At 67.6% G+C, this 18703-nt stretch carries 20 protein-coding genes; 16 read left to right on the plus strand and 4 right to left on the minus strand.

All coding sequences use genetic code 11. From position 1 onward, the window contains the following. The first annotated feature begins 96 nt into the window (after window positions 1–96). Entirely contained in the window at window positions 97–1605 is a 1509-nt protein-coding gene (locus tag LA521A_RS03110) for a peptide MFS transporter (RefSeq protein ID WP_281780925.1), read from the plus strand. 255 nt (window positions 1606–1860) lie between these two features. Here LA521A_RS03110 and LA521A_RS03115 read toward each other — a convergent pair whose 3' ends face one another. Beyond that, on the minus strand, window positions 1861–2382 hold the full coding sequence (locus tag LA521A_RS03115; protein WP_281780926.1) for a MarR family winged helix-turn-helix transcriptional regulator: 522 nt from the start codon (window positions 2380–2382) through the stop codon (window positions 1861–1863). Window positions 2383–2491: 109 nt separating this feature from the next. Between LA521A_RS03115 and hppD the strand changes: the two genes are divergently transcribed. From hppD to LA521A_RS03150, 7 genes are all read left to right on the plus strand, one after another. Next, window positions 2492–3586: a 4-hydroxyphenylpyruvate dioxygenase gene (hppD, locus tag LA521A_RS03120; protein WP_281780927.1), complete on the plus strand. Its 1095-nt coding sequence runs from the start codon at window positions 2492–2494 to the stop codon at window positions 3584–3586. Window positions 3587–3673: 87 nt separating this feature from the next. Next, the gene (locus LA521A_RS03125; RefSeq protein ID WP_281780928.1) at window positions 3674–4087 is read left to right on the plus strand and encodes an endonuclease domain-containing protein; all 414 of its coding nucleotides are present in this window, start codon (window positions 3674–3676) and stop codon (window positions 4085–4087) included. Next, complete coding sequence (gene hmgA, locus LA521A_RS03130; protein ID WP_281780929.1) at window positions 4084–5388, plus strand: homogentisate 1,2-dioxygenase; 1305 nt, start codon at window positions 4084–4086, stop codon at window positions 5386–5388. The genes LA521A_RS03125 and hmgA overlap by 4 nt, the downstream gene beginning before the upstream one ends. An 80-nt stretch (window positions 5389–5468) precedes the next feature. Further along, on the plus strand, window positions 5469–6116 hold the full coding sequence (locus tag LA521A_RS03135; RefSeq protein WP_281780930.1) for a hypothetical protein: 648 nt from the start codon (window positions 5469–5471) through the stop codon (window positions 6114–6116). A 71-nt stretch (window positions 6117–6187) separates the two neighbouring features. Continuing rightward, a complete protein-coding gene (locus LA521A_RS03140) occupies window positions 6188–7141 on the plus strand; it encodes a calcium/sodium antiporter (protein ID WP_281780931.1) in 954 nt (317 codons plus the stop codon). Window positions 7142–7199: 58 nt separating this feature from the next. Further along, on the plus strand, window positions 7200–8447 hold the full coding sequence (gene nhaA, locus LA521A_RS03145) for a Na+/H+ antiporter NhaA (protein WP_281780932.1): 1248 nt from the start codon (window positions 7200–7202) through the stop codon (window positions 8445–8447). A 4-nt stretch (window positions 8448–8451) separates the two neighbouring features. After that, on the plus strand, window positions 8452–9324 hold the full coding sequence (locus LA521A_RS03150; protein WP_281780933.1) for an NAD-dependent epimerase/dehydratase family protein: 873 nt from the start codon (window positions 8452–8454) through the stop codon (window positions 9322–9324). 1 nt (window position 9325) lies between these two features. On the opposite strand, the gene LA521A_RS03155 is transcribed toward LA521A_RS03150, so the two are convergent. Next, the gene (locus LA521A_RS03155; RefSeq protein WP_281780934.1) at window positions 9326–10213 is read right to left on the minus strand and encodes a DMT family transporter; all 888 of its coding nucleotides are present in this window, start codon (window positions 10211–10213) and stop codon (window positions 9326–9328) included. Between the two features lie 170 nt (window positions 10214–10383). Here LA521A_RS03155 and LA521A_RS03160 point away from each other — a divergent pair, with 170 nt between their 5' ends. Then, complete coding sequence (locus LA521A_RS03160) at window positions 10384–11151, plus strand: oxygen-binding di-iron domain-containing protein (protein ID WP_281780935.1); 768 nt, start codon at window positions 10384–10386, stop codon at window positions 11149–11151. A 28-nt stretch (window positions 11152–11179) separates the two neighbouring features. Here LA521A_RS03160 and LA521A_RS03165 read toward each other — a convergent pair whose 3' ends face one another. Both LA521A_RS03165 and LA521A_RS03170 read right to left on the minus strand, forming a co-directional pair. Beyond that, window positions 11180–11686, minus strand: a complete 507-nt coding sequence (locus tag LA521A_RS03165) for an Mpo1 family 2-hydroxy fatty acid dioxygenase (RefSeq protein WP_281780936.1) — start codon at window positions 11684–11686, stop codon at window positions 11180–11182. A 117-nt stretch (window positions 11687–11803) separates the two neighbouring features. Continuing rightward, entirely contained in the window at window positions 11804–12724 is a 921-nt protein-coding gene (locus LA521A_RS03170) for a phosphoribosylaminoimidazolesuccinocarboxamide synthase (protein ID WP_281780937.1), read from the minus strand. 160 nt (window positions 12725–12884) lie between these two features. Here LA521A_RS03170 and LA521A_RS03175 point away from each other — a divergent pair, with 160 nt between their 5' ends. The 7 genes from LA521A_RS03175 to LA521A_RS03205 all read left to right on the plus strand — a co-directional run bounded on the left by LA521A_RS03175 (window position 12885) and on the right by LA521A_RS03205 (window position 18635). Beyond that, on the plus strand, window positions 12885–13220 hold the full coding sequence (locus tag LA521A_RS03175; protein WP_281780938.1) for a J domain-containing protein: 336 nt from the start codon (window positions 12885–12887) through the stop codon (window positions 13218–13220). 25 nt (window positions 13221–13245) lie between these two features. Further along, entirely contained in the window at window positions 13246–13920 is a 675-nt protein-coding gene (gene rpe / locus LA521A_RS03180) for a ribulose-phosphate 3-epimerase (protein WP_281780939.1), read from the plus strand. Beyond that, window positions 13917–14390: a ribonuclease E activity regulator RraA gene (rraA, locus tag LA521A_RS03185; RefSeq protein ID WP_281780940.1), complete on the plus strand. Its 474-nt coding sequence runs from the start codon at window positions 13917–13919 to the stop codon at window positions 14388–14390. The genes rpe and rraA overlap by 4 nt, the downstream gene beginning before the upstream one ends. 235 nt (window positions 14391–14625) lie before the next feature. Beyond that, window positions 14626–15570 carry a lipid kinase YegS gene (gene yegS / locus LA521A_RS03190; RefSeq protein ID WP_281780941.1) on the plus strand — a complete coding sequence of 315 codons (945 nt, stop codon included), beginning with the start codon at window positions 14626–14628 and terminating at the stop codon, window positions 15568–15570. 133 nt (window positions 15571–15703) lie between these two features. After that, window positions 15704–17203 (plus strand): anthranilate synthase component I, encoded by a 1500-nt coding sequence (trpE, locus tag LA521A_RS03195; protein ID WP_281780942.1) that lies wholly within the window; start codon window positions 15704–15706, stop codon window positions 17201–17203. Window positions 17204–17377: 174 nt separating this feature from the next. Further along, complete coding sequence (locus LA521A_RS03200) at window positions 17378–18079, plus strand: hypothetical protein (RefSeq protein WP_281780943.1); 702 nt, start codon at window positions 17378–17380, stop codon at window positions 18077–18079. A 361-nt stretch (window positions 18080–18440) separates the two neighbouring features. Beyond that, window positions 18441–18635 (plus strand): hypothetical protein, encoded by a 195-nt coding sequence (locus LA521A_RS03205; protein WP_281780944.1) that lies wholly within the window; start codon window positions 18441–18443, stop codon window positions 18633–18635. The last annotated feature ends 68 nt before the right edge of the window (window positions 18636–18703 follow it).

Genomic DNA, 18703 nt, shown 5'->3' on the forward strand with positions numbered 1-18703 from the left:
GACGGATCGGGCGCCGCCCGGTAATCCTCCCCGGTCCCGTGCCGCCCGGCGTGGGTTTTCCTTTGTCAGTACTTGATCCACCACGGGGGACACCGCATGAGCGGAACCGCTACACCGACGCCCGGCCAGGCCGCGCCTCTTCCCGCATTCCCGCAGACCATGGGCCATCCGCGCCCGCTGTGGATGCTCTTTATGACGGAGTTCTGGGAACGCTTCGCTTTCTACGGCATCCGCTGGGCGCTGGTGCTCTACATCGTCGCCCAGTTCTACGACGGCAGCGGCACCGGCGAGACGCCCGCCAACCAGCTCTACGGCGCGTACCTCGCGCTGGTCTACGCCGCGGCGATCTTCGGCGGCTACGTCGCCGACCGGGTGATCGGTTACCAGCGGTCGATCCTGCTGGGCGCGGTGATCATGGCGGCCGGTCTGTTCATGATCGCGATGCCGAACCATGAGGTGTTCAAGCTGGGCCTGGCGACGATCATCGCCGGCAACGGCCTGTTCAAGCCGAACATCTCGACGATGGTCGGCAAGCTCTACGCCGTCGGCGACGAGCGCCGCGACTCGGGCTTCACCCTGTTCTACATGGGCATCAACCTGGGCGCGATGATCTCGCCGCTGATCACCGGCTGGTTCGCCGAGAACGTGTTCGGCTCGCCCGACATGCCGGCGTACAAGGTGGTGTTCATCACCTCGGGCATCGGCATGCTGATCAGCCTGGTGTGGTTCTGGATCGGCCGCAGCCAGTTGCAGGGTATCGGCCGTCCGCCGGTCGGCAGCGAGAGCCGCGCGCGTCTTGCCATCACCGCGCTGTGCGCGATCGTCGCGATCCCGGGCATCTACTTCCTGCTGAGCATGGGCGCCGATTCGCTGCAGTGGGTGCTCACCGCGATGTTCATCGCGCTGGCGATCCTGCTGCTGGTCGAGGGCATCCGCGAAGGTCCGCGCCAGCGCGACATGGTGATCGCGATGCTGATCATCTTCGCCTTCAACGTGCTGTTCTGGTGCTTCTTCGAGCAGGCCGGCAGCTCCTTCAGCTTCCTGGCCGAGAAGATCGTCAACCGCGACTTCGGCGGCTGGACGTTCCCGGTGGGCTGGTTCCAGTCGGTGAACTCGGTGGCGATCATCACGCTGGCGCCGATCATCGCGTGGATCTGGGTGAAGATGGGCCGCCACAACCCGTCGATCCCGCGCAAGTTCAGCCTGGGCCTGATCTTCAACGGCCTGGCGTTCCTGCTGCTGATGTTCGCGCTGTCCACGCTGGTGGATCCGCAGACGCTGAAGATCCCGTTCTGGACGCTCTTCGCGGTGTACTGGATCCAGTCCATCGGCGAGCTGTGCCTGTCGCCGATCGGCCTGTCGATGGTGACCAAGCTGGCGCCTGTGCGTCTGGTCGGCTTCGGCATGGGCGGCTGGTTCCTGTCGACCGGCATCGGCAACAACCTGTCGGGCATCTTCGCCAGCCACGTGTCGGGCGAAACCGGCATGAACGTGCAGTCCGCGCTGTCGGGCTACACCTTCGGCTTCTGGGCGCTGGTGATCCCGGGCGTGCTGCTGTTCCTCATCGCCCCGCTCGTGCAGCGGTTGATGCACGGGGTGAAGTGACGCATCGGCCGGCTCGCGCAGCGCGCGAGCCGCTTTGCCGATGCGTCATCCCGGCGAAAGCCGGGATCCAGGCCCGTAGCCTGGCAAATTGCGATGCTCCAAAAACAACGGCGACCTCAAGGTCGCCGTTGTTGTTTTTCGAATCGCCAAGTTGAAGCACTACACGCCTTTGTAGCCCGGGTAAGCGAAGCGCACCCGGGTCAGGCGTGACAGCCCCCGGGTGCGGCCTGCGGCCTTATCCGGGCTACAAAAGCTTCACGACATCCCTTCCGCCTCGGCCCGCAACTCCAGCTCGTCCAGCTTGTCCAGCAGCCGGAACAGCACTGCACGCTCCTGGTCGTCGATCCCGTCGAGCAACCGCCGCTCGAACTCCAGCGCCAGCGGCGCCACTTCGTCGTAGATGCGATACCCGCCCTCGGACAGTTTGAGCACCGAACGCCGCCGGTCGTCGCCATGGATCTCGCGATCCAGCCGCCCGGCATCCAGCAGGCGCGCGACCGCGCGGCTCACGGCGACCTTGTCCATCGCAGTGCGCTGCGCGACTTCGTTCGCCGACAGGCCCGGGTAGCGGCCCAGCACCGCCATCACCCGCCATTCGGTGATGCTGAGCTGGAATCGCTCGGTATAGATGCGCGCGATCGTGCCGCTCACGCGGTTGCTCAGCACCGACAGCCGATAGGGCAGGAAATGCTCCAGGTCGAGCTGGGCGTGGCCGGGCAGCGGCTGGCCCAGCGGGCCTTGGTTGAGCTTGGGAATTCCGGGGTCGCGCGCATTCATGATGCGATGTGCCTTGATTATGGTTTCAGCTGAAACTATAAAGTTCGTTTCCGAATGGCCTGGCCGGAAGTCCGTCCCCACAGCCGGGCCGCTATCTGAGAACAATGCCATGAATGCGCAGCCCAACCTCGGCATGCAGGTCACCACGTTCGAGAACCCGCTCGGCATCGACGGTTTCGAGTTCGTCGAATTCGCCGCTCCCGCCGGCCAGGGCGAGGCCCTGCACGATTATTTCCGCAAACTCGGCTTCAGCGCCGTGCTGCGCCACAAGACCCGTCCGATCACCGTCTATCGCCAGGGCGATGTGAACTTCCTGGTCAACGAGGATCCGGACAGCTTTGCGGCCGAGTTCGCCGCCCAGCACGGTCCGTGCGCATGCGGTTTCGCGATCCGGTTCAAGGAGAGCGCGCAGAAGGTGTTCGACACCGTCGTCGGCAACGGCGGCGAAGCCATCGTCGACAAGGCCGACACGCGCGCGGTCGCGGCGCCGGTGGTGAAGGGCATCGGCGACTGCATGCTCTACCTGGTCGACCGCTACGGTGCCGCCGGTTCCATCTACGACGGCGACTACCTGCCGGTGCAGGGCGCGCAGGCCAATCCGAAGGGATTCGGCCTGACCTTCATCGACCACCTCACGCACAACCTCTACTTCGGCAACATGCAGAAGTGGTCGGACTATTACGAGCGCCTGTTCAACTTCCGCGAGATCCGCTACTTCGACATCAAGGGCGCGAAGACCGGCCTGGTGTCCAAGGCGATGACCGCGCCGGACGGCATCGTGCGCATCCCGTTGAACGAGTCGAACGATCCCAAGTCGCAGATCAACGAATACCTCGACGCGTACAAGGGCGAGGGCATCCAGCACATCGCCTGCTTCACCGACAACATCTACGACACCGTCGAAGCGATGCGCGAGCAGGGCGTCGAGTTCCTCGATACGCCGGACACGTATTTCGAAGTGATCGACCAGCGCGTGCCGGGCCACAACGAGGACGTCGCGCGCCTGCAGAAGAACAAGATCCTGATCGACGCAGACCGCGAAACGCACCAGCGCAAGCTGCTGCAGATCTTCACGCAGAACGCCATCGGCCCGATCTTCTTCGAGATCATCCAGCGCAAGGGCAACGAAGGCTTCGGCGAGGGCAACTTCCAGGCGCTGTTCGAAAGCATCGAGCGTGACCAGATGCGGCGCGGGGTGTTGTAAGGCACAGGACATCTGCAGGTTTCGCAGCCTGCGCGGTTTAGCCCCTCTCCCACCGGGAGAGGGGTTGGGGTGAGGGTAGGGAAGCCCATGACGTCCAAGCCGCCGTTGCCGACAAAAACCCGCGTGCAGGCACGTGAATTGCGCCGCGGCATGACGGATTCGGAGCAAGCGCTTTGGCAACGACTCAGGAGTGGGCAACTGGGCGGATACAAATTCCGTCGCCAGCACCCCTTCATACCCTACGTGGTCGATTTCTTCTGTGAGCGTGCAGGCTTGGTCGTGGAGATCGATGGGTCGCAGCACTCCGCGCAGAACGATGCGACGCGTACGAGATTCATCGAATCGAAGGGCGTGAGAATCGTGCGCTTTCACAGCAACGAAGTTCTGCTGTACATGGATGCAGTGCTCGAGGCGATCGTGAACCACCTCGACACCCCGACCCTCACCCCAACCCCTGTCCCGGAGGGAGAGGGGCTCAAAGCAAAAGCGGACCCGTCATGACCATCACCACCAACGGCTACCAATCCGGTTTCGGCAACGAGTTCGCGACGGAGGCGGTTGCGGGCGCGCTGCCGGTCGGGCGCAACTCGCCGCAGCGGGTCGCGCACGGCCTGTATGCTGAGCAGATTTCCGGCACCGCGTTCACCGCGCCGCGGCATGCGAACCGCCGCAGCTGGCTGTACCGCATCCGTCCGGCGGCGATGCATGGTGCGTTCGAGGCGTACACGGGCGCGCCGCGCTTCCACAACGATTTCCACGACGCGCCGATCTCGCCCGACCAGCTGCGCTGGAGTCCGTTGCCGTTGCCCGCCGAGGGCGTCGATTTCGTGGACGGGCTGTTCACCATGGCCGGCAACGGTTCGCCTGCCGCGCAGGGCGGCGTGGCGATCCACCTGTATGCCGCGAACCGCGACATGCACGGCCGCTGGTTCTACGACGCCGACGGCGAACTGCTGATCGTGCCGCAGCAGGGCCGGCTGCATATCGAAACCGAACTGGGCGTGCTCGACGTCGAGCCGCAGGAGATCGCGGTGATTCCGCGCGGCATCCGTTTTGCGGTGACGCTGCCCGACGGCCAGGCGCGCGGCTACGTCTGCGAGAACTTCGGCGCGATGCTGCGGCTGCCCGACCTCGGGCCGATCGGCAGCAACGGTCTGGCCAATCCGCGCGACTTCCTCGCGCCGCATGCTGCCTTTGAAGACGTCGACGGCGATTTCGAACTGGTCGCCAAATTCCAGGGCCACCTGTGGCGCGCGGCGATCGGCCATTCGCCGATCGACGTGGTCGCCTGGCACGGCAACTACGCGCCGTACAAATACGACCTGCGCCATTTCAACACGATCGGATCGATCAGCTACGACCATCCCGATCCGTCGATCTTCCTCGTGCTGCATTCGCCCAGCGATACCGCCGGCACCAGCAACATGGATTTCGTGATCTTCCCGCCGCGCTGGCTCGTGGCGCAGGACACGTTCCGTCCGCCGTGGTTCCACCGCAACATCGCCAGCGAGTTCATGGGCCTGGTGCATGGTGCGTACGACGCGAAGGCGGAAGGCTTCGTGCCGGGTGGCGCATCGCTGCACAACTCGATGACCGGCCACGGCCCGGATGCGGCGACGTTCGAGAAGGCGAGCGCGGCCGATCTGTCCAAGCCGGACGTGATCCGCGACACGATGGCTTTCATGTTCGAAACGCGCGCCGTGATCCGCCCGACCAAACAGGCCCTCGACGCCGCGCATCGCCAGCGCGATTACCAGGCGTGCTGGGCCGGGCTGCAGAAGCATTTCGACGCGGGGCGCTGAGCTCTGCGATTGCATTTGCGCGACGTTAACAACGGTCCGGAGTAGGCTGCCCGCCAGTTGCTTGTGAGGGAGCGGGTGCGATGAGGATGGCGATCGCGGCGGTGTGGTTGCTGGCACTGTCCGCCTGTGGCGAACGCGAGGCGCCTCGCGCACCGACCGTTGCGCCCGCGCCTGCAGCGCCCGCGACGTCGCCTCCCTCGAACGCGCCCGGGTCCACCGCGCCCGCGCCGGCCGCTTCCGCAAACCCGACGCCTACCGGCGCGATGCCCGCGCCGGGCACGATCGGCTATGCGGGCTTCGGGCCGGCGCCTTTCGGCGCGACCGAGGAAGACGTCCGCATGGCATGGGGCAAGGACCTCACCGGTCCGAAGCCCGACACGCCCGAAGGCTGTTACTACCTGATGCCGCAGCCGCGCACGCAGGCGGGCTACCGCATCGCTTTCATGTTCGAGGACGCGCGGTTCGTGCGCATCGACGTGGACACGCCGGACATCGAGGCGCCCGGCGGCGGCCGCGTCGGCATGACGACGCAGGACATCCAGCGCCTCTACGCCGGCCATGTGCAGATGCAGAACCACAAATACGTCGATGGCGGCCATTACCTGCGCGTCCCGAATCCCGGCGGCGGGTCGGGCGTGGTGCTGTTCGAGACCGATGCGGCCGGGCGCGTGACGGCGTGGCGCATCGGCGAGCCGCCGCAGGTGGATTACGTGGAAGGCTGTTCTTGAGACCCCGTGCTGTACGCCGCACGTCGCCTCGGGCATAGAATTTAGGGATTGAGAACGTGGAGGGGGACACGATGCTCGAGGCGATAGGCTGGTTCGTACTGGGACTGGTGCTGCTTGCACTCGGTGGGGATTCGATCGTGAAGGGCGCTTCGGGGCTCGCGCAGCGCCTGGGCGCATCGCCGTTCGTGGCCGGCCTGGTGCTCGTGGCGTTCGGCACCTCGCTGCCGGAGCTGGCGGTCAACTGGCAGGCCGTCGCGCGGGACCAGCCCGCGCTGGCGCTGGGCAACGCGGTCGGCAGCAACGTCGCCAACGTGGGCCTGACGCTCGGCGCTGCCGCGCTCGTCGCGCCGCTGACGGTGCGATGGCGCGCGCTGTCACCGCTGCTGCTGGTGCTGCTGCTGGGTACGCTGCTGACGATGCTGCTCGGCTCCGACGGCACGCTTACGCGCGTGGAAGGCATCGGTCTGCTGGTCGCGTTCGTCGCGGTGGTGACGGTCGCCGCGATCCGCACGCGTCGCGAATCGCCGGAACTGCAGGACGCCATCGCGGCGTTCGCGCGCACCAGCACCGACCTGTGGGTCAACCTGATCCGCTTCGCCATCGCCGCGGTGCTGCTGTATTTCGGCTCGCGCATGATCGTGCGCGCCGCGCCGACGATCGGCGAAGGCATCGGCATGGCGCCGCTGCTCACCGGCCTGGTCCCGGTCGCCATCGGCACCGCGCTGCCGGAAATGGCCGCCGCGATTTCCGCCGCACGCAAGGGCCACGGCGACATCGTGGTCGGCCACGTCATCGGCTCCAGCCTGTTCAACGTGCTGGTGGTGCTCGGCGGCATGGCGGTGATCGGCGGCGCGGTGGCGTTCCCGGCCTCGTTCGTGATGTTCGAGCTGCCGGCGGCATGCGTGTTCGGCCTGATGCTGTATCCGATGCTGCGCGGCGACCTGCACATCAGCAAGGGCGAAGGCGCGGGGCTGCTGATCGCGTTCCTCGCGTGGGTCGCGTTCGAGCTGCTCACGATGCATTGAACGCATCGCCGCGGCGCACTCGCCGGATGCGCAGGACGCCGCCCGATATACTTCGGTGATGACGCAATCCCCGAACGCTACCCAGCGACCTTCCCCGCGCGCATTGCGCGGCCTGGCCGAGTTCTTCCGTTATGAGGCGGCCGGCGGCATCGTGCTCATCGCCGCCGCGGTGCTGGCGATGGTCGCGGCCAATTCGCCGCTGGTGGCGTACTACGAGGGCTTCCGCGAGCTGCCCGTGCAGGTGCGCGTGGGCGCGCTGGACATCGCCAAGCCGCTGCTGCTGTGGATCAACGACGGCCTGATGGCGGTGTTCTTCCTGCTGGTCGCGCTGGAGATCAAGCGCGAGGCGCTCACCGGGCAGCTCGCCAGCCGTTCGCAACTCGTGCTGCCACTGATATGCGCCGCTGCCGGCGTCGCGATGCCGGCCATCCTGTTCGTCACGTTGAACCACCACGACGCGCAGGCGATGCGCGGCTGGGCCGTGCCGACGGCGACCGACATCGCCTTCGCGCTGGGCGTGCTCGCGCTGTTGGGTTCCCGCGTGCCGACCGGCATGAAGCTGCTGCTGTCGACGATCGCCGTCGTCGACGATCTCATCGCGATCCTGATCATCGCGCTGTTCTATTCGCACGGGCTGTCGATCACCGCGCTGGTGTGGGCCGCGGCCGCCATCGCCGGCATGTGGCTGCTCAATCGCCGCGGCGTGATGCGCCTGGCGCCCTACCTGCTGCTCGGCGTGGTGCTGTGGGTGTGCGTGCTGAAGTCAGGCGTGCACGCGACGCTCGCCGGCGTGGTGACGGGGCTGATGATTCCGCACGGCCGTCGCACGGACGACGCGCACGAGGCGGCCGATCCGCTCGCGCGTTCGCATTCGCCGCTCGAATCGCTCGAACACGCCCTGCATCCGTGGGTCGCCTACGCGATCCTGCCGCTGTTCGCGTTCGTCAACGCCGGGCGCGTGCTCGACGGCATGCGCCTGGACGATCTGCTGGCACCGCTGCCGATGGGCGTCGTGCTGGGCCTGGTCGTCGGCAAGCCGATCGGCATCGTCGGCGCCGCGGTGCTCTTGCGCGCGCTGGGTTGGGCGCGATTCCCCGACGGCATGGACCTGCGCGCGATGATCGGCCTTGGCCTGATGTGCGGCATCGGCTTCACGATGAGCCTGTTCATCGCATCGCTCGCCTACCACGACACCGACGCCTACGGCTCGGCGGTGCTGGGTGTGCTGCTGGCGTCGCTGGTGTCGGCGGTGATCGGCTGGCTGTGGTTGCGCGCCACCTTGCCGCACACGACGAAGGTGGACTGAACGCATGCGGCACGCACTGGTGTTCGGCGCGACCGGACAAATCGGTTTTCCTTTGCTCGGGCTGTTGCGCAACGATGGATGGCGCGTCACGGCGCTGTCGCGTTCGGAGCAATCCGACGAACCCGGCCTGGAGTGGCTGCGCGGCGAACTTCCCACGGCGAAGGGCCTGCCCGCGCGCGTGGATGCCATCTTCAGCTGCGGACCGCTGGACGGCTTTGCGAGCTGGTATGCGAAAGCGCCGATCGAGACGTCGCGCGTGATCGCCTTCGGGTCGACCAGCGTGGACGTGAAGCGCGGTTCGGCCGATGCCGCGGAGCGCGACGTCGCACGCCGCCTGCGCGAGGGCGAGGAGCTCGTGTTCGCAACCGCCGCGCAACGCGGCGCGACGGCGACGCTGCTGCGCCCCACGCTGATCTACGGCGCCGGCCGCGATGCGACGCTCACACGCATCGCGCAGCTCGCGAGCCGGTGGGGGCGCTTTCCGCTGCCGCGTGGCGCGACGGGGCTGCGCCAGCCGGTGCATGCGGACGACCTCGCCGCGGCGGCATTCGCCTGCGCCAGCACGGCCGCGACGCAAGGCAACACGTATGCGCTGCCGGGCGGGGAAACGCTGACGTACCGCGACATGGTCGCGCGCGTGCTCGCGTCGCTGACGCCGCCGCCGACGCTGATCGAATTGCCGTCGCCGATGTTCAATGCGGCGCTGTTCCTCGCGCAGCTCACCGGTCGCGCGACGGGGCTGGGCGAGGCGGCGGTGCGCCGCATGCGCAGCGATCTGACCTTCGACATCGGCCCGGCGCAGCGCGATTTCGGCTACGCGCCGCGCGCGTTCCGGCCGCGCGCGCAGATGTTCCAGCCGCGCAGCGACGAAAGCTGAGTCAGATTTCCTCGGCTGGCGGCGCCGGGCGCTGCCGGCTCAGCGCTCGTAGCGCGATCAGCAGCACGCCGCCGAGCACCATCGCGCCGCCGATGAGCAGTCGCGGCCCCGGACGGTCGCCCCAGAACGCGATCCCCAGCCCCATCGCGAGCACCGGCACCAGCAGCAGCCACGGCATCACGCGCGCGACCGGATAGCGCTGCACGAGCACGTAGTACAGCCCGTGGCCGAGCAGCGAGGAAACGAAGGCCGCGTAGAGCGCGCCGGCCCAGGCGACCCAGCTCCACGTCGGCAGCGTCGCGATCGCGCCCGGTTCCAGCACGGCGCTGATCGCCAGCAGCGGCAGCACGCTGAACAACGCCGTCCAGCCCTGCTGGCTGTACACGTCCATCCCGCGTAGGCCCTTCATCAGCACGGTGCCGACGGCCAGGAACGCCGCGGAAACCAGCATCAGCACGAGCGACAGCGGATGGTCCATCACGGTCGGGTCCAGCCCCAGCACCAGCACGCCGGCGAAGCTGATTCCGATCGCCAGGCCCGTGCGCCAGGCGAAACGCTCGCCCAGCCACCACCACGCCAGCAGCGTCGTCATCGGCACGTAGCTCTGCATCACGATGGCGGGCGAGGAGAGGTCGCCGGCGAGCTTCAGCGCGGTGAAGCTCAGCCCGAAATGCAGCACGCCGATGCACAGGCACACGGCGAGCAGGCGCGGCCACTGGCCGGCGGCGGGCCGCTTCACCAGCCACGCCAGCGGCAACGCGAGCAGCGCGAACCGCATCGCCGTGAACAGGAACGGTGGGATCTCGCGCATCGCCAGCGCGGAGGTGAGGAAGTTCACCGCCCAGGCCACGACGACGAGAAGGACCAGCAGGAGATCGCGCGGGGACATGTCGCTCCACGGACGCGAGGGTGAGGGAAGCGTCCGGCACGGCCATTGTCGCCGGTGCGCCGTGAGCGCGGCCAGACCTCGCTCGTATCGCGACGCGGATCGTTTGATCCGACTCAAGCGGGCAGCGGGCCCGCGTTCGCACAATGGCCGCTCGTGCAAAGGGGAAAACCATGGCGACGATCCTGTTCGAGCAGCCCGGCCACCGCTGCATCGCCTTCAGCGACCTGGTGCGCGGCGACGACGGCGTGCAGGCGAACCAGTTCCTGATCCAGCATGGTGACAGGAGCGCGCTGCTCGATCCCGGCGGCGCGCTGCTCTACAACCCGCTGATCCTGGCGATCGGCGAGTACGTCGCGCCCACGGATGTCACCTGGCTGCTGTGCTCCCACCAGGATCCGGACATCATCGGTTCGGTCGACAAGTGGCTGCTGTACACCAACACGACGGTGGTCTGCTCGAAGCTGTGGGGCCGTTTCGTGCCGCACGTGGTGCCGGGGTATCTGCGCAATGCCGGCAGCGATCGTTACCTGCTGCTGCCCGACGAAGGCGGCCACGTGCCGATGGGCGACAGCTTCGTGCGCGCGCTGCCGGCGCATTTCATGCACTCGGTGGGGAATTTCAGCTTCTACGATCCGGTGAGCCGGATCCTGTTCTCGGGCGACGTCGGCGCCTCGATGGTGCCCAGCCGCACGCCGTACGCGTTCGTCGACGACTTCGACCTGCACGTGCCGCGAATGGAAGGGTTCCATCGCCGCTACATGGCGTCCAATCGCGCCACGGCGTTGTGGGCGCGGATGGTGCGCGAACTGGCGCCGTCGATGATCGTCCCGCAGCACGGGCTGCCGATGCGCGGCGGGACGATGGCGCGTTTCCTCGACTGGCTCGAACGCCTGGAGTGCGGCGTGGACCTGATCGGGCCGGAGCACTACAGGCTGTGAAGTCCGCTGTGAGGCCGGCGGTGACCGCTCAGTAGCGCAGGCCGATCCGGCGATACAGCTTCGACAGCACCCACGCGGGGCCGATGAGCAGGTAGGTGAGGTCGGTGAGGAAGCTGGGGCGCTTGTTCTCGTAGCGCGCGCTGTGGCCGATGAACTGGCCGACCCACGCCACCACGAACACACCGATCGCCAGCCACAGCAGCGTGCCGGTGCCGTAGGTGTCGTGGATCCACTTGGTCAGCAGGCCCATCAGCACGTAGATCGCAAGCATGCCGAGCCCGAGCATGCGCGAGGCGCGGTAGTAGAACAGCACGGTGGCGAGCATCGCCACGCCTGCCCAGAAGCCGTCGTTCATCCACGACGCGGGCGTCGGGATGCACCACAACAGCGCGATCACGCTCCACAGGATCGCCGGCACGCAGATCACGTGGATGCGCTGGTTGGTCTGGTTGCGATGGTCGGCGGAGTAGTGCGCGAACCAGCGGTCGATCGGGCGCTGCGTGGCGTGCTGCGAAGACTCGGCGGCGGTGTTCATGTCGACCCCTCCCAAGGCGCATGACGGGCCGCGCTCGATGCGCGGGTGTAGGGAGGATAGCGGGATCGGAGGGGAGGCGCTGACCCGGGCTACAGCGGCGTGGCGATCAGCGCCGCCTCAATCGACCGAAATCCCCGCCAGCTTCATCAACGCCTCGGCGTACTTCGCGCGGGTGCGGTCGATGACCTCGGCCGGCAGGTTCGGACCGGGCGGCGTCTTGTCCCAGTCGAGCGTTTCCAGGTAGTCGCGCACGAACTGCTTGTCGTAGCTCGGCGGGCTGGTGCCGACCTGGTACTCGTCGGCCGGCCAGTAGCGCGAGGAGTCCGGCGTGAGCATCTCGTCCATCACGTAGAGGCGGCCGTCGGCATCCAGGCCGAACTCGAACTTCGTGTCCGCCAGGATGATGCCGCGCTGCGCCGCGTAGTCGCGCGCGAACTTGTACAGCCGCAGCGTCGCGTCGCGCACCTGTTCGGCGAGGTCCGCGCCGACCGTGCGCACGGCCGTGTCGAAGTCGATGTTCTCGTCGTGGACGCCCACGGCGGCCTTGGTCGAGGGCGTGAAGATCGGCTCGGCGAGCTGCTCGGCCTGGCGCAGGCCATCCGGCAGCGCGATGCCGCTGACGCGCCCGGTGCGCTGGTAGTCCTTCCAGCCGCTGCCGATGAGGTAGCCGCGCGCGATGCATTCCACCGGCACCGGCTTGAGTTTCTTCGTCACCACCGCGCGCTTGCCGTACAGCGACGCGTCCACGCCTTCCGGCAGCACGGAGGCGACGTCGATGCCGGTGAGGTGGTTGCGGATGAGGTGGTCGGTCTTGCCGAACCAGAAATTGCTGATCTGGCAGAGCATCTCGCCCTTGCCGGGAATCGGGTCGGGCAGCACCACGTCGAAGGCCGAGAGGCGATCGGTGGCCACCATCAGCAGGCAGTCGCCGGCACCGGCGGGCAGACGATCGGCGGGCAGGTCGAAGACGTCGCGGACCTTGCCGCGATGGCGCAGGTGGAGGCCGGGCAGGTCGGACTGGAGCAGGGTCGTGGACAACGCAGGAATCCCCGATGGGTGCGATGGAGCCCCCGCCCGACGCTCGCCTTGACTCGCGCGCGTGCGCGACAGGGCCGGCCAGTGTACGCCGGCCGGCGGCGACGTGCAGGTACACTGTCCAAGGACCTAAACAGGCGACCGCGAGCCCGCGGGGAGGACGATGAAACGCTGGTACGGCAAGCTGCTGGGCTTCTTCGCGGGTGCCGCACTGTTCCGCACCAACCCGCTGTTCGGCGCCCTCATCGGGCTGCTCATCGGCCATGCCTTCGACACCGACTGGTTCAAGCTGCGCCGGGACAACCCGTATGCCGCGCTGGGCCTGACCCCGGACGCGACCGACGCCGAAGTCGACCAGGCCTATCGCCGGCTGATGTCGCAGTACCACCCCGACCGCGTCGCCGGCGCCGCCGCCGAGCTGCGCGAGCAGGCCGAGGTCCGCGCCCGCGAGATCAACCAGGCCTACGACCGCATCAAGACGCTGCGCAAGCGGCGCTGACCCCCTCCGAACCCGAGCACTGCCCATGCAATCCACCGTCATCGCCCCGTCCATCCTCTCGGCCAACTTCGCCAGGCTCGGCGAGGAAGTCGACAACGTGCTCAAGGCCGGTGCCGACTGGGTGCACTTCGACGTGATGGACAACCACTACGTGCCCAACCTCACCATCGGGCCGATGGTGTGCGAGGCGCTGCGCAAGCACGGCATCACCGCGCCGATCGACGTGCACCTGATGGTGGAACCGGTGGATCGCATCGTTCCCGATTTCGCCAAGGCCGGCGCCACGCTGATCAGCTTCCATCCCGAGGCCAGCGCGCATGTGCACCGCACGATCCAGCTGATCAGGTCGCACGGTTGCCAGGCTGGCCTGGTGCTCAATCCGGCCACGCCGGTCGACGTGCTCGAATGGGTGCTCGATGAGCTCGACATGGTGCTGCTGATGTCGGTCAACCCCGGTTTCGGCGGCCAGAGTTTCATTCCGTCCGCGCTGGAAAAACTGCGTCGCGTGCGACAGATGATCGATGCGAGCGGCAAGCCGATCCGCCTGGAAATCGACGGTGGCGTGAAGGCCGACAACATCGCCGAGATCGCCGCCGCCGGTGCCGACACCTTCGTCGCGGGCTCGGCCATCTTCAATGCGCCCGATTACGCGGACGTCATCTCGCGCATGAAGGACGCGGTGTCGAAGGTGCGCGGATGAAAACCTGCGACCTGTGCGATCTCCACGACGCGCAGGTGCGCGTGCTCGAGCTGCCGCTGCAGGATTTCGGCGGCCGCATCGCGTTCAACGGGATGGTCAGCACGGTGCGCGCCATCGAGGACAACTCGCGCGTGCGCGAGGCGGTCGAAGAACCGGGGCAGGGCCGCGTGCTGGTGATCGACGGCGGTGGTTCGATGCGCCGCGCGATGATCGGCGACCTCCTTGCCGCGAAGGCCGCGGAAAACGGCTGGGCCGGCGTGCTCGTGTTCGGTGCGATCCGCGACAGCGACGCGATCGCGACCATCGCGCTGGGCGTGAAGGCGCTGGGCACCTGCCCGCGCAAGACCGACAAGCTCGGTGCGGGCGAGCGCGATGTCGAAGTGGAATTCGGCGGCGTGCGCATCCGCCCGGGCGACTGGCTGTGCGCGGACGAGGACGGCGTCGTCCTCGCCGACACGGACCTGCGCTGACCGCGTTCAGCGGGTGCGTTAAAGCAGAAAGGGCAGGCCATCGCTGGCCTGCCCCGGAAGGCTTGGAGGCAATCCCGCCTCCGTCCGTCGTCCCTGAGAATGGACTCTGATTCTCCGGACGTTCGATGACGGATGTGTGACGCGATCGCCGGTCGCTTTCGTCTCCCTCGCCTGTTCACGATGACTCACGCGGCGGATGTTTAGCCTGCACGCGGACTCCCCACACGACACGACGATGGCGACGCACTGGCGCCTGATCCTCAACGGAAAATCCGCCGGAAACGACGAGGTGCGCGACGCCGTCGAGGCGATGCGCGCCGGCGGCGTCACGCTGGACGTGCGTGTCACCTGGGAACGCGGCGACGCCTTGCGTTACGTCGACGAGGCGATCGATGACGGCGTGCGATGCGTGATCGCCGCCGGCGGCGACGGCACGCTGGGCGAAGTCGCCGCGGCGCTTTCCGAGCGCCACGAGGAGGCCGACGCATTGCCTGCGCTCGCGGCGATGCCGCTGGGCACGGCGAACGATTTCGCCACCGCGGCGACGATCCCGACCTATCCGCGCGAAGCGTTGCAGCTGATCGCCGATTCCAAAGCGCACGCCATCGACATGCTGCGTGTGGAAGCCGACGGCGAGCGCCACTGGTGCGTCAATCTCGCCAGTGGCGGTTTCGGCACGGAAGTGACGGTGGAAACCGACGACGGCCTCAAGAAACTCCTGGGCGGGCTCGCCTACCTGGTGACCGGCATCGCGCGGATGGGGCGCATCGAACCCATTACCGCGCACATCCACGGCGAAGGCTTCGACTGGCGCGGCGCGCTCATCGCGCTGGGCATCGGCAACGGACGGCAGGCGGGCGGCGGGCAGATCCTGTGCCCGGATGCGCGCATCGACGATGGCCTGCTCGATCTCACCGTGATTCCCGAACTCGAAGGCGAGCTGGGCACGACCGTCGCCACGCTGATGCGCGAAGGACGCGGCGCCGCGCTCGAACGCGTCGGCGAACGCGGCCGCATGCGCGCGGTCACGGTCGAGTCCGACGAGCCGATGGCGTTGAACCTCGATGGCGAGCCGGTGCAGGCGAGTCGTTTCGCCATTGCCTGCGTGCCGGCGCGGCTGCGCATGCACCTGCCCGAACACTGTCCGCTGCTGGCGCCGGCTCGCCTCGCGCTGCGCTGAACCGGTACAGTAAGGGCGATGAGCGCCGTGCCCTGCCTCCGTCAGACGAAACCGCATTTCCGCCTCGGTGCGGAGGGGCGATGGCGACCGTGCGTCGCCTGCCGCCTCCCATCGAATCCAAAGGAAATGCCGCGTGACCTCCGATCCGTTTTCGCCTGACACCGCCTCGCAAACCGCCAACGCCCACACCCTCGTCCCCGTCGTCCGCGAAGTCCTGAGCGACCTCGACACGCCGCTGTCGGTCTACCTCAAACTCGCCGACGGCCCGCACACCTACCTGTTCGAATCGGTCGAAGGCGGCGAGCGTTTCGGCCGCTATTCGATCATCGGCCTGCCTGCGCGCCGGGTGTACGCGTTCGCCGGGCACACGCTGTTCGTCACCGAAGACGGCGAACTGGTCGAAAGCCGCGTCGTCGAGGATCCGTTCGCCGAAGTCGAACGCCTGCGCGCGATGCACAGCGTGCCGACGATCCCGGGCCTGCCGGGATTCACCGGTGGCCTGGTGGGCTGGTTCGGTTTCGAGTCGATCCAGTACATCGAGCCGCGTTTCGCGAGGGGCGAGAAGGAAGACGAGCTCGGCACGCCCGACATCCTGCTGATGCAGAGCGACGAGCTGGCGGTGTTCGACAACCTCAAGGGGCGGCTGTACCTGATCGTGCACGCCGATCCGTCCGAACCGCGTGCGATGGCGCGCGCGAACCGCCGCCTGGACGAACTGGTGCATCGCCTTCGACAGGGCGGTCCGGGGTACCCCGAAACGCTGGAAGGCCGCCTGCTGGACGAGGCCGATTTCGTTTCCGGCTTCACGCGCGAAGGCTTCATCGACGCGGTGGAGAAGTCCAAGGAATACATCCGCGCCGGCGACATCTTCCAGGTCGTGCTGAGCCAGCGGCTGTCGGTGCCGTTCAAGGCGCGCCCCGTCGACGTGTATCGCGCGCTGCGTGCGCTGAATCCGTCGCCGTACATGTACTACCTCGACGTGGGCGGCACGCAGGTCGTGGGTTCCTCGCCGGAAATCCTCGTGCGCCTGCAAAACGGCACCGTCACCGTGCGCCCGATCGCCGGCACGCGTCCGCGTGGCGACACGCCGGAGCGCGATGCGGAACTGGAGGCCGAACTGCTGGCCGATCCGAAGGAGCGCGCCGAGCACCTGATGCTGATCGACCTGGGGCGCAACGACGTCGGCCGCGTGTCCGAAGCGGGCACGGTGGAAGTCGGCGAGCAGTTCGTGATCGAGCGCTACAGCCACGTCATGCACATCGTCAGCGAAGTGACCGGCACGCTGAAGCCGGGCCTGAGCTACGCCGACGTGCTGCGCGCGACGTTCCCGGCGGGCACCGTCAGCGGCGCGCCGAAGATCCGCGCGCTGGAAGTGATCCGCGAACTGGAGCCGATCAAGCGCAACGTCTACGCCGGTTCCATCGGCTATCTCGGCTGGGGCGAACCCGGTCGCAGCGGCGATGCCGACACCGCGATCGCGATCCGCACCGCCGTCATCCAGGACGGCCGCCTGTACGTGCAGGCCGGCGCCGGCATCGTCTACGACTCCGATCCCGCGATGGAATGGGAGGAGACGATGAACAAGGGGCGCGCGCTGTTCCGCGCCGTCGCGCAGGCGGCCAAGGGGCTGTAGGGCGGCGGTGTCCGTGCGCCGCGCTAAGAGGCCGCGGCGCATTCTCACGCGGCATTCACCCGTCGAACGCGGATGCGGCCGTGTGTTGGCGCCCGCAACGTTATGTTCACAAACGGCGCGCTTCACTGCCGTGCACGGTGTCACCGACATCGACAACGCGGGAAGGAGACGGCCATGCAGCTCGTCCACGACGCTCTCGTCCAGTCGCGTTTTTCCAACACGTTCCCGCGCACGGTCGAGATGCTCTGCCCGCACTGCCTGAAGGAGGCGGTGTTCGAGGCGCGGCCGTGGCAGGAACACGGCCGGCAACTGGCGGCGAGCGAATTGGAATGCACGCGTTGCGAGCACACGGTGCTGTTCGTGCAACTGCTCGCCGATGACGGCACCAACAAGTCCGGCGGACTGTTCTGTCATCCCGGGTTCGGCGGACGCGAACCGATGGCTGGCGTCGAACACCTGCATGCGATGTCGGCGCCGCTCGCGCGCAGTTACGAGTCGGCGCTGAAGCTGTACAACCACGCCGAGTGGGGCGCGAGTTCGCTGATCGTGCGGCATCTGCTTGGCGGGTTGACCGCGCGCATGCTCGCGGAGGAGAAGGCCGAGCTGTCGCTCACGCGCAAGCTCGAAGCGCTGCCGCACGACGTCGACCTGTCGCGACCGCTGCAGGACATCGCGCAGCTGCTCGCGCCCAGCGGCACGTTCGGACGGCAGTTCGAGGACGAGACGACGATCGACAAGGCCAACGCCGAACTGCTGCTGGAGCTGGCGGAGCAGCTGATCACCTACCTCGTCGTGCTGCCCGGCACGATGGCGGACCTGAAGGCGCGCATCGCGACCGCGCCGGTGCCGCTGCGGCGGGGGAGTGGGGTGGCGTAGGGCGGTTCGCTGCTGGCGCGCTGATCGAAGGCGTATTGCGCCGATCCCACCCCACACGTCATCCCGGCGAAGGCCGGGACCCAGGCTGGCGGCGGATCTTCTTACGGTGCGCGCTTCTGTCGGACGGCGTGACGGCCTGGATCCCGGCCTTCGCCGGGTGACGGTCCTTCGAGGCTGCCGTTGAACTGACGCTTCTCGATGCGTCACCCAGCGCTCGCCTTCATAACATTACCGATAGTTAATCCCCCGGAAATCCTCCGGTGAGGCGCGTGGGCGCAGTCTGATCCTGCGGTCGGGAAGACAGACCCGACCGGCACAGATCCTCGTCCGCATCATCCCGCGTCTTACCAAGGAGTCACCCATGAACCTGCGCAAGTCCCTGTTCGCCGTCGCCCTGACCGCACTGGCCGGTTCCGCCCTGGCCGCACCGCCGAGCACCGCGCCGGCCGCGCCCGCGTCGTCGACCGCCCCGGCCAAGGGCACCGTCTCCAAGCACAAGCATGCCGGCAAGAAGGCCGCCGCCCCCGCCACCAAGAGCGACGCCAAGAAGGGCTGATCGCTCCAACGTCCCCGGAGCCCGTGCAATGCGGGCGGATACCCCGGCGGTGAGCACCGTCGGGGTAT

This window comes from Lysobacter auxotrophicus (assembly GCF_027924565.1).
GTDB lineage: Bacteria > Pseudomonadota > Gammaproteobacteria > Xanthomonadales > Xanthomonadaceae > Lysobacter_J > Lysobacter_J auxotrophicus.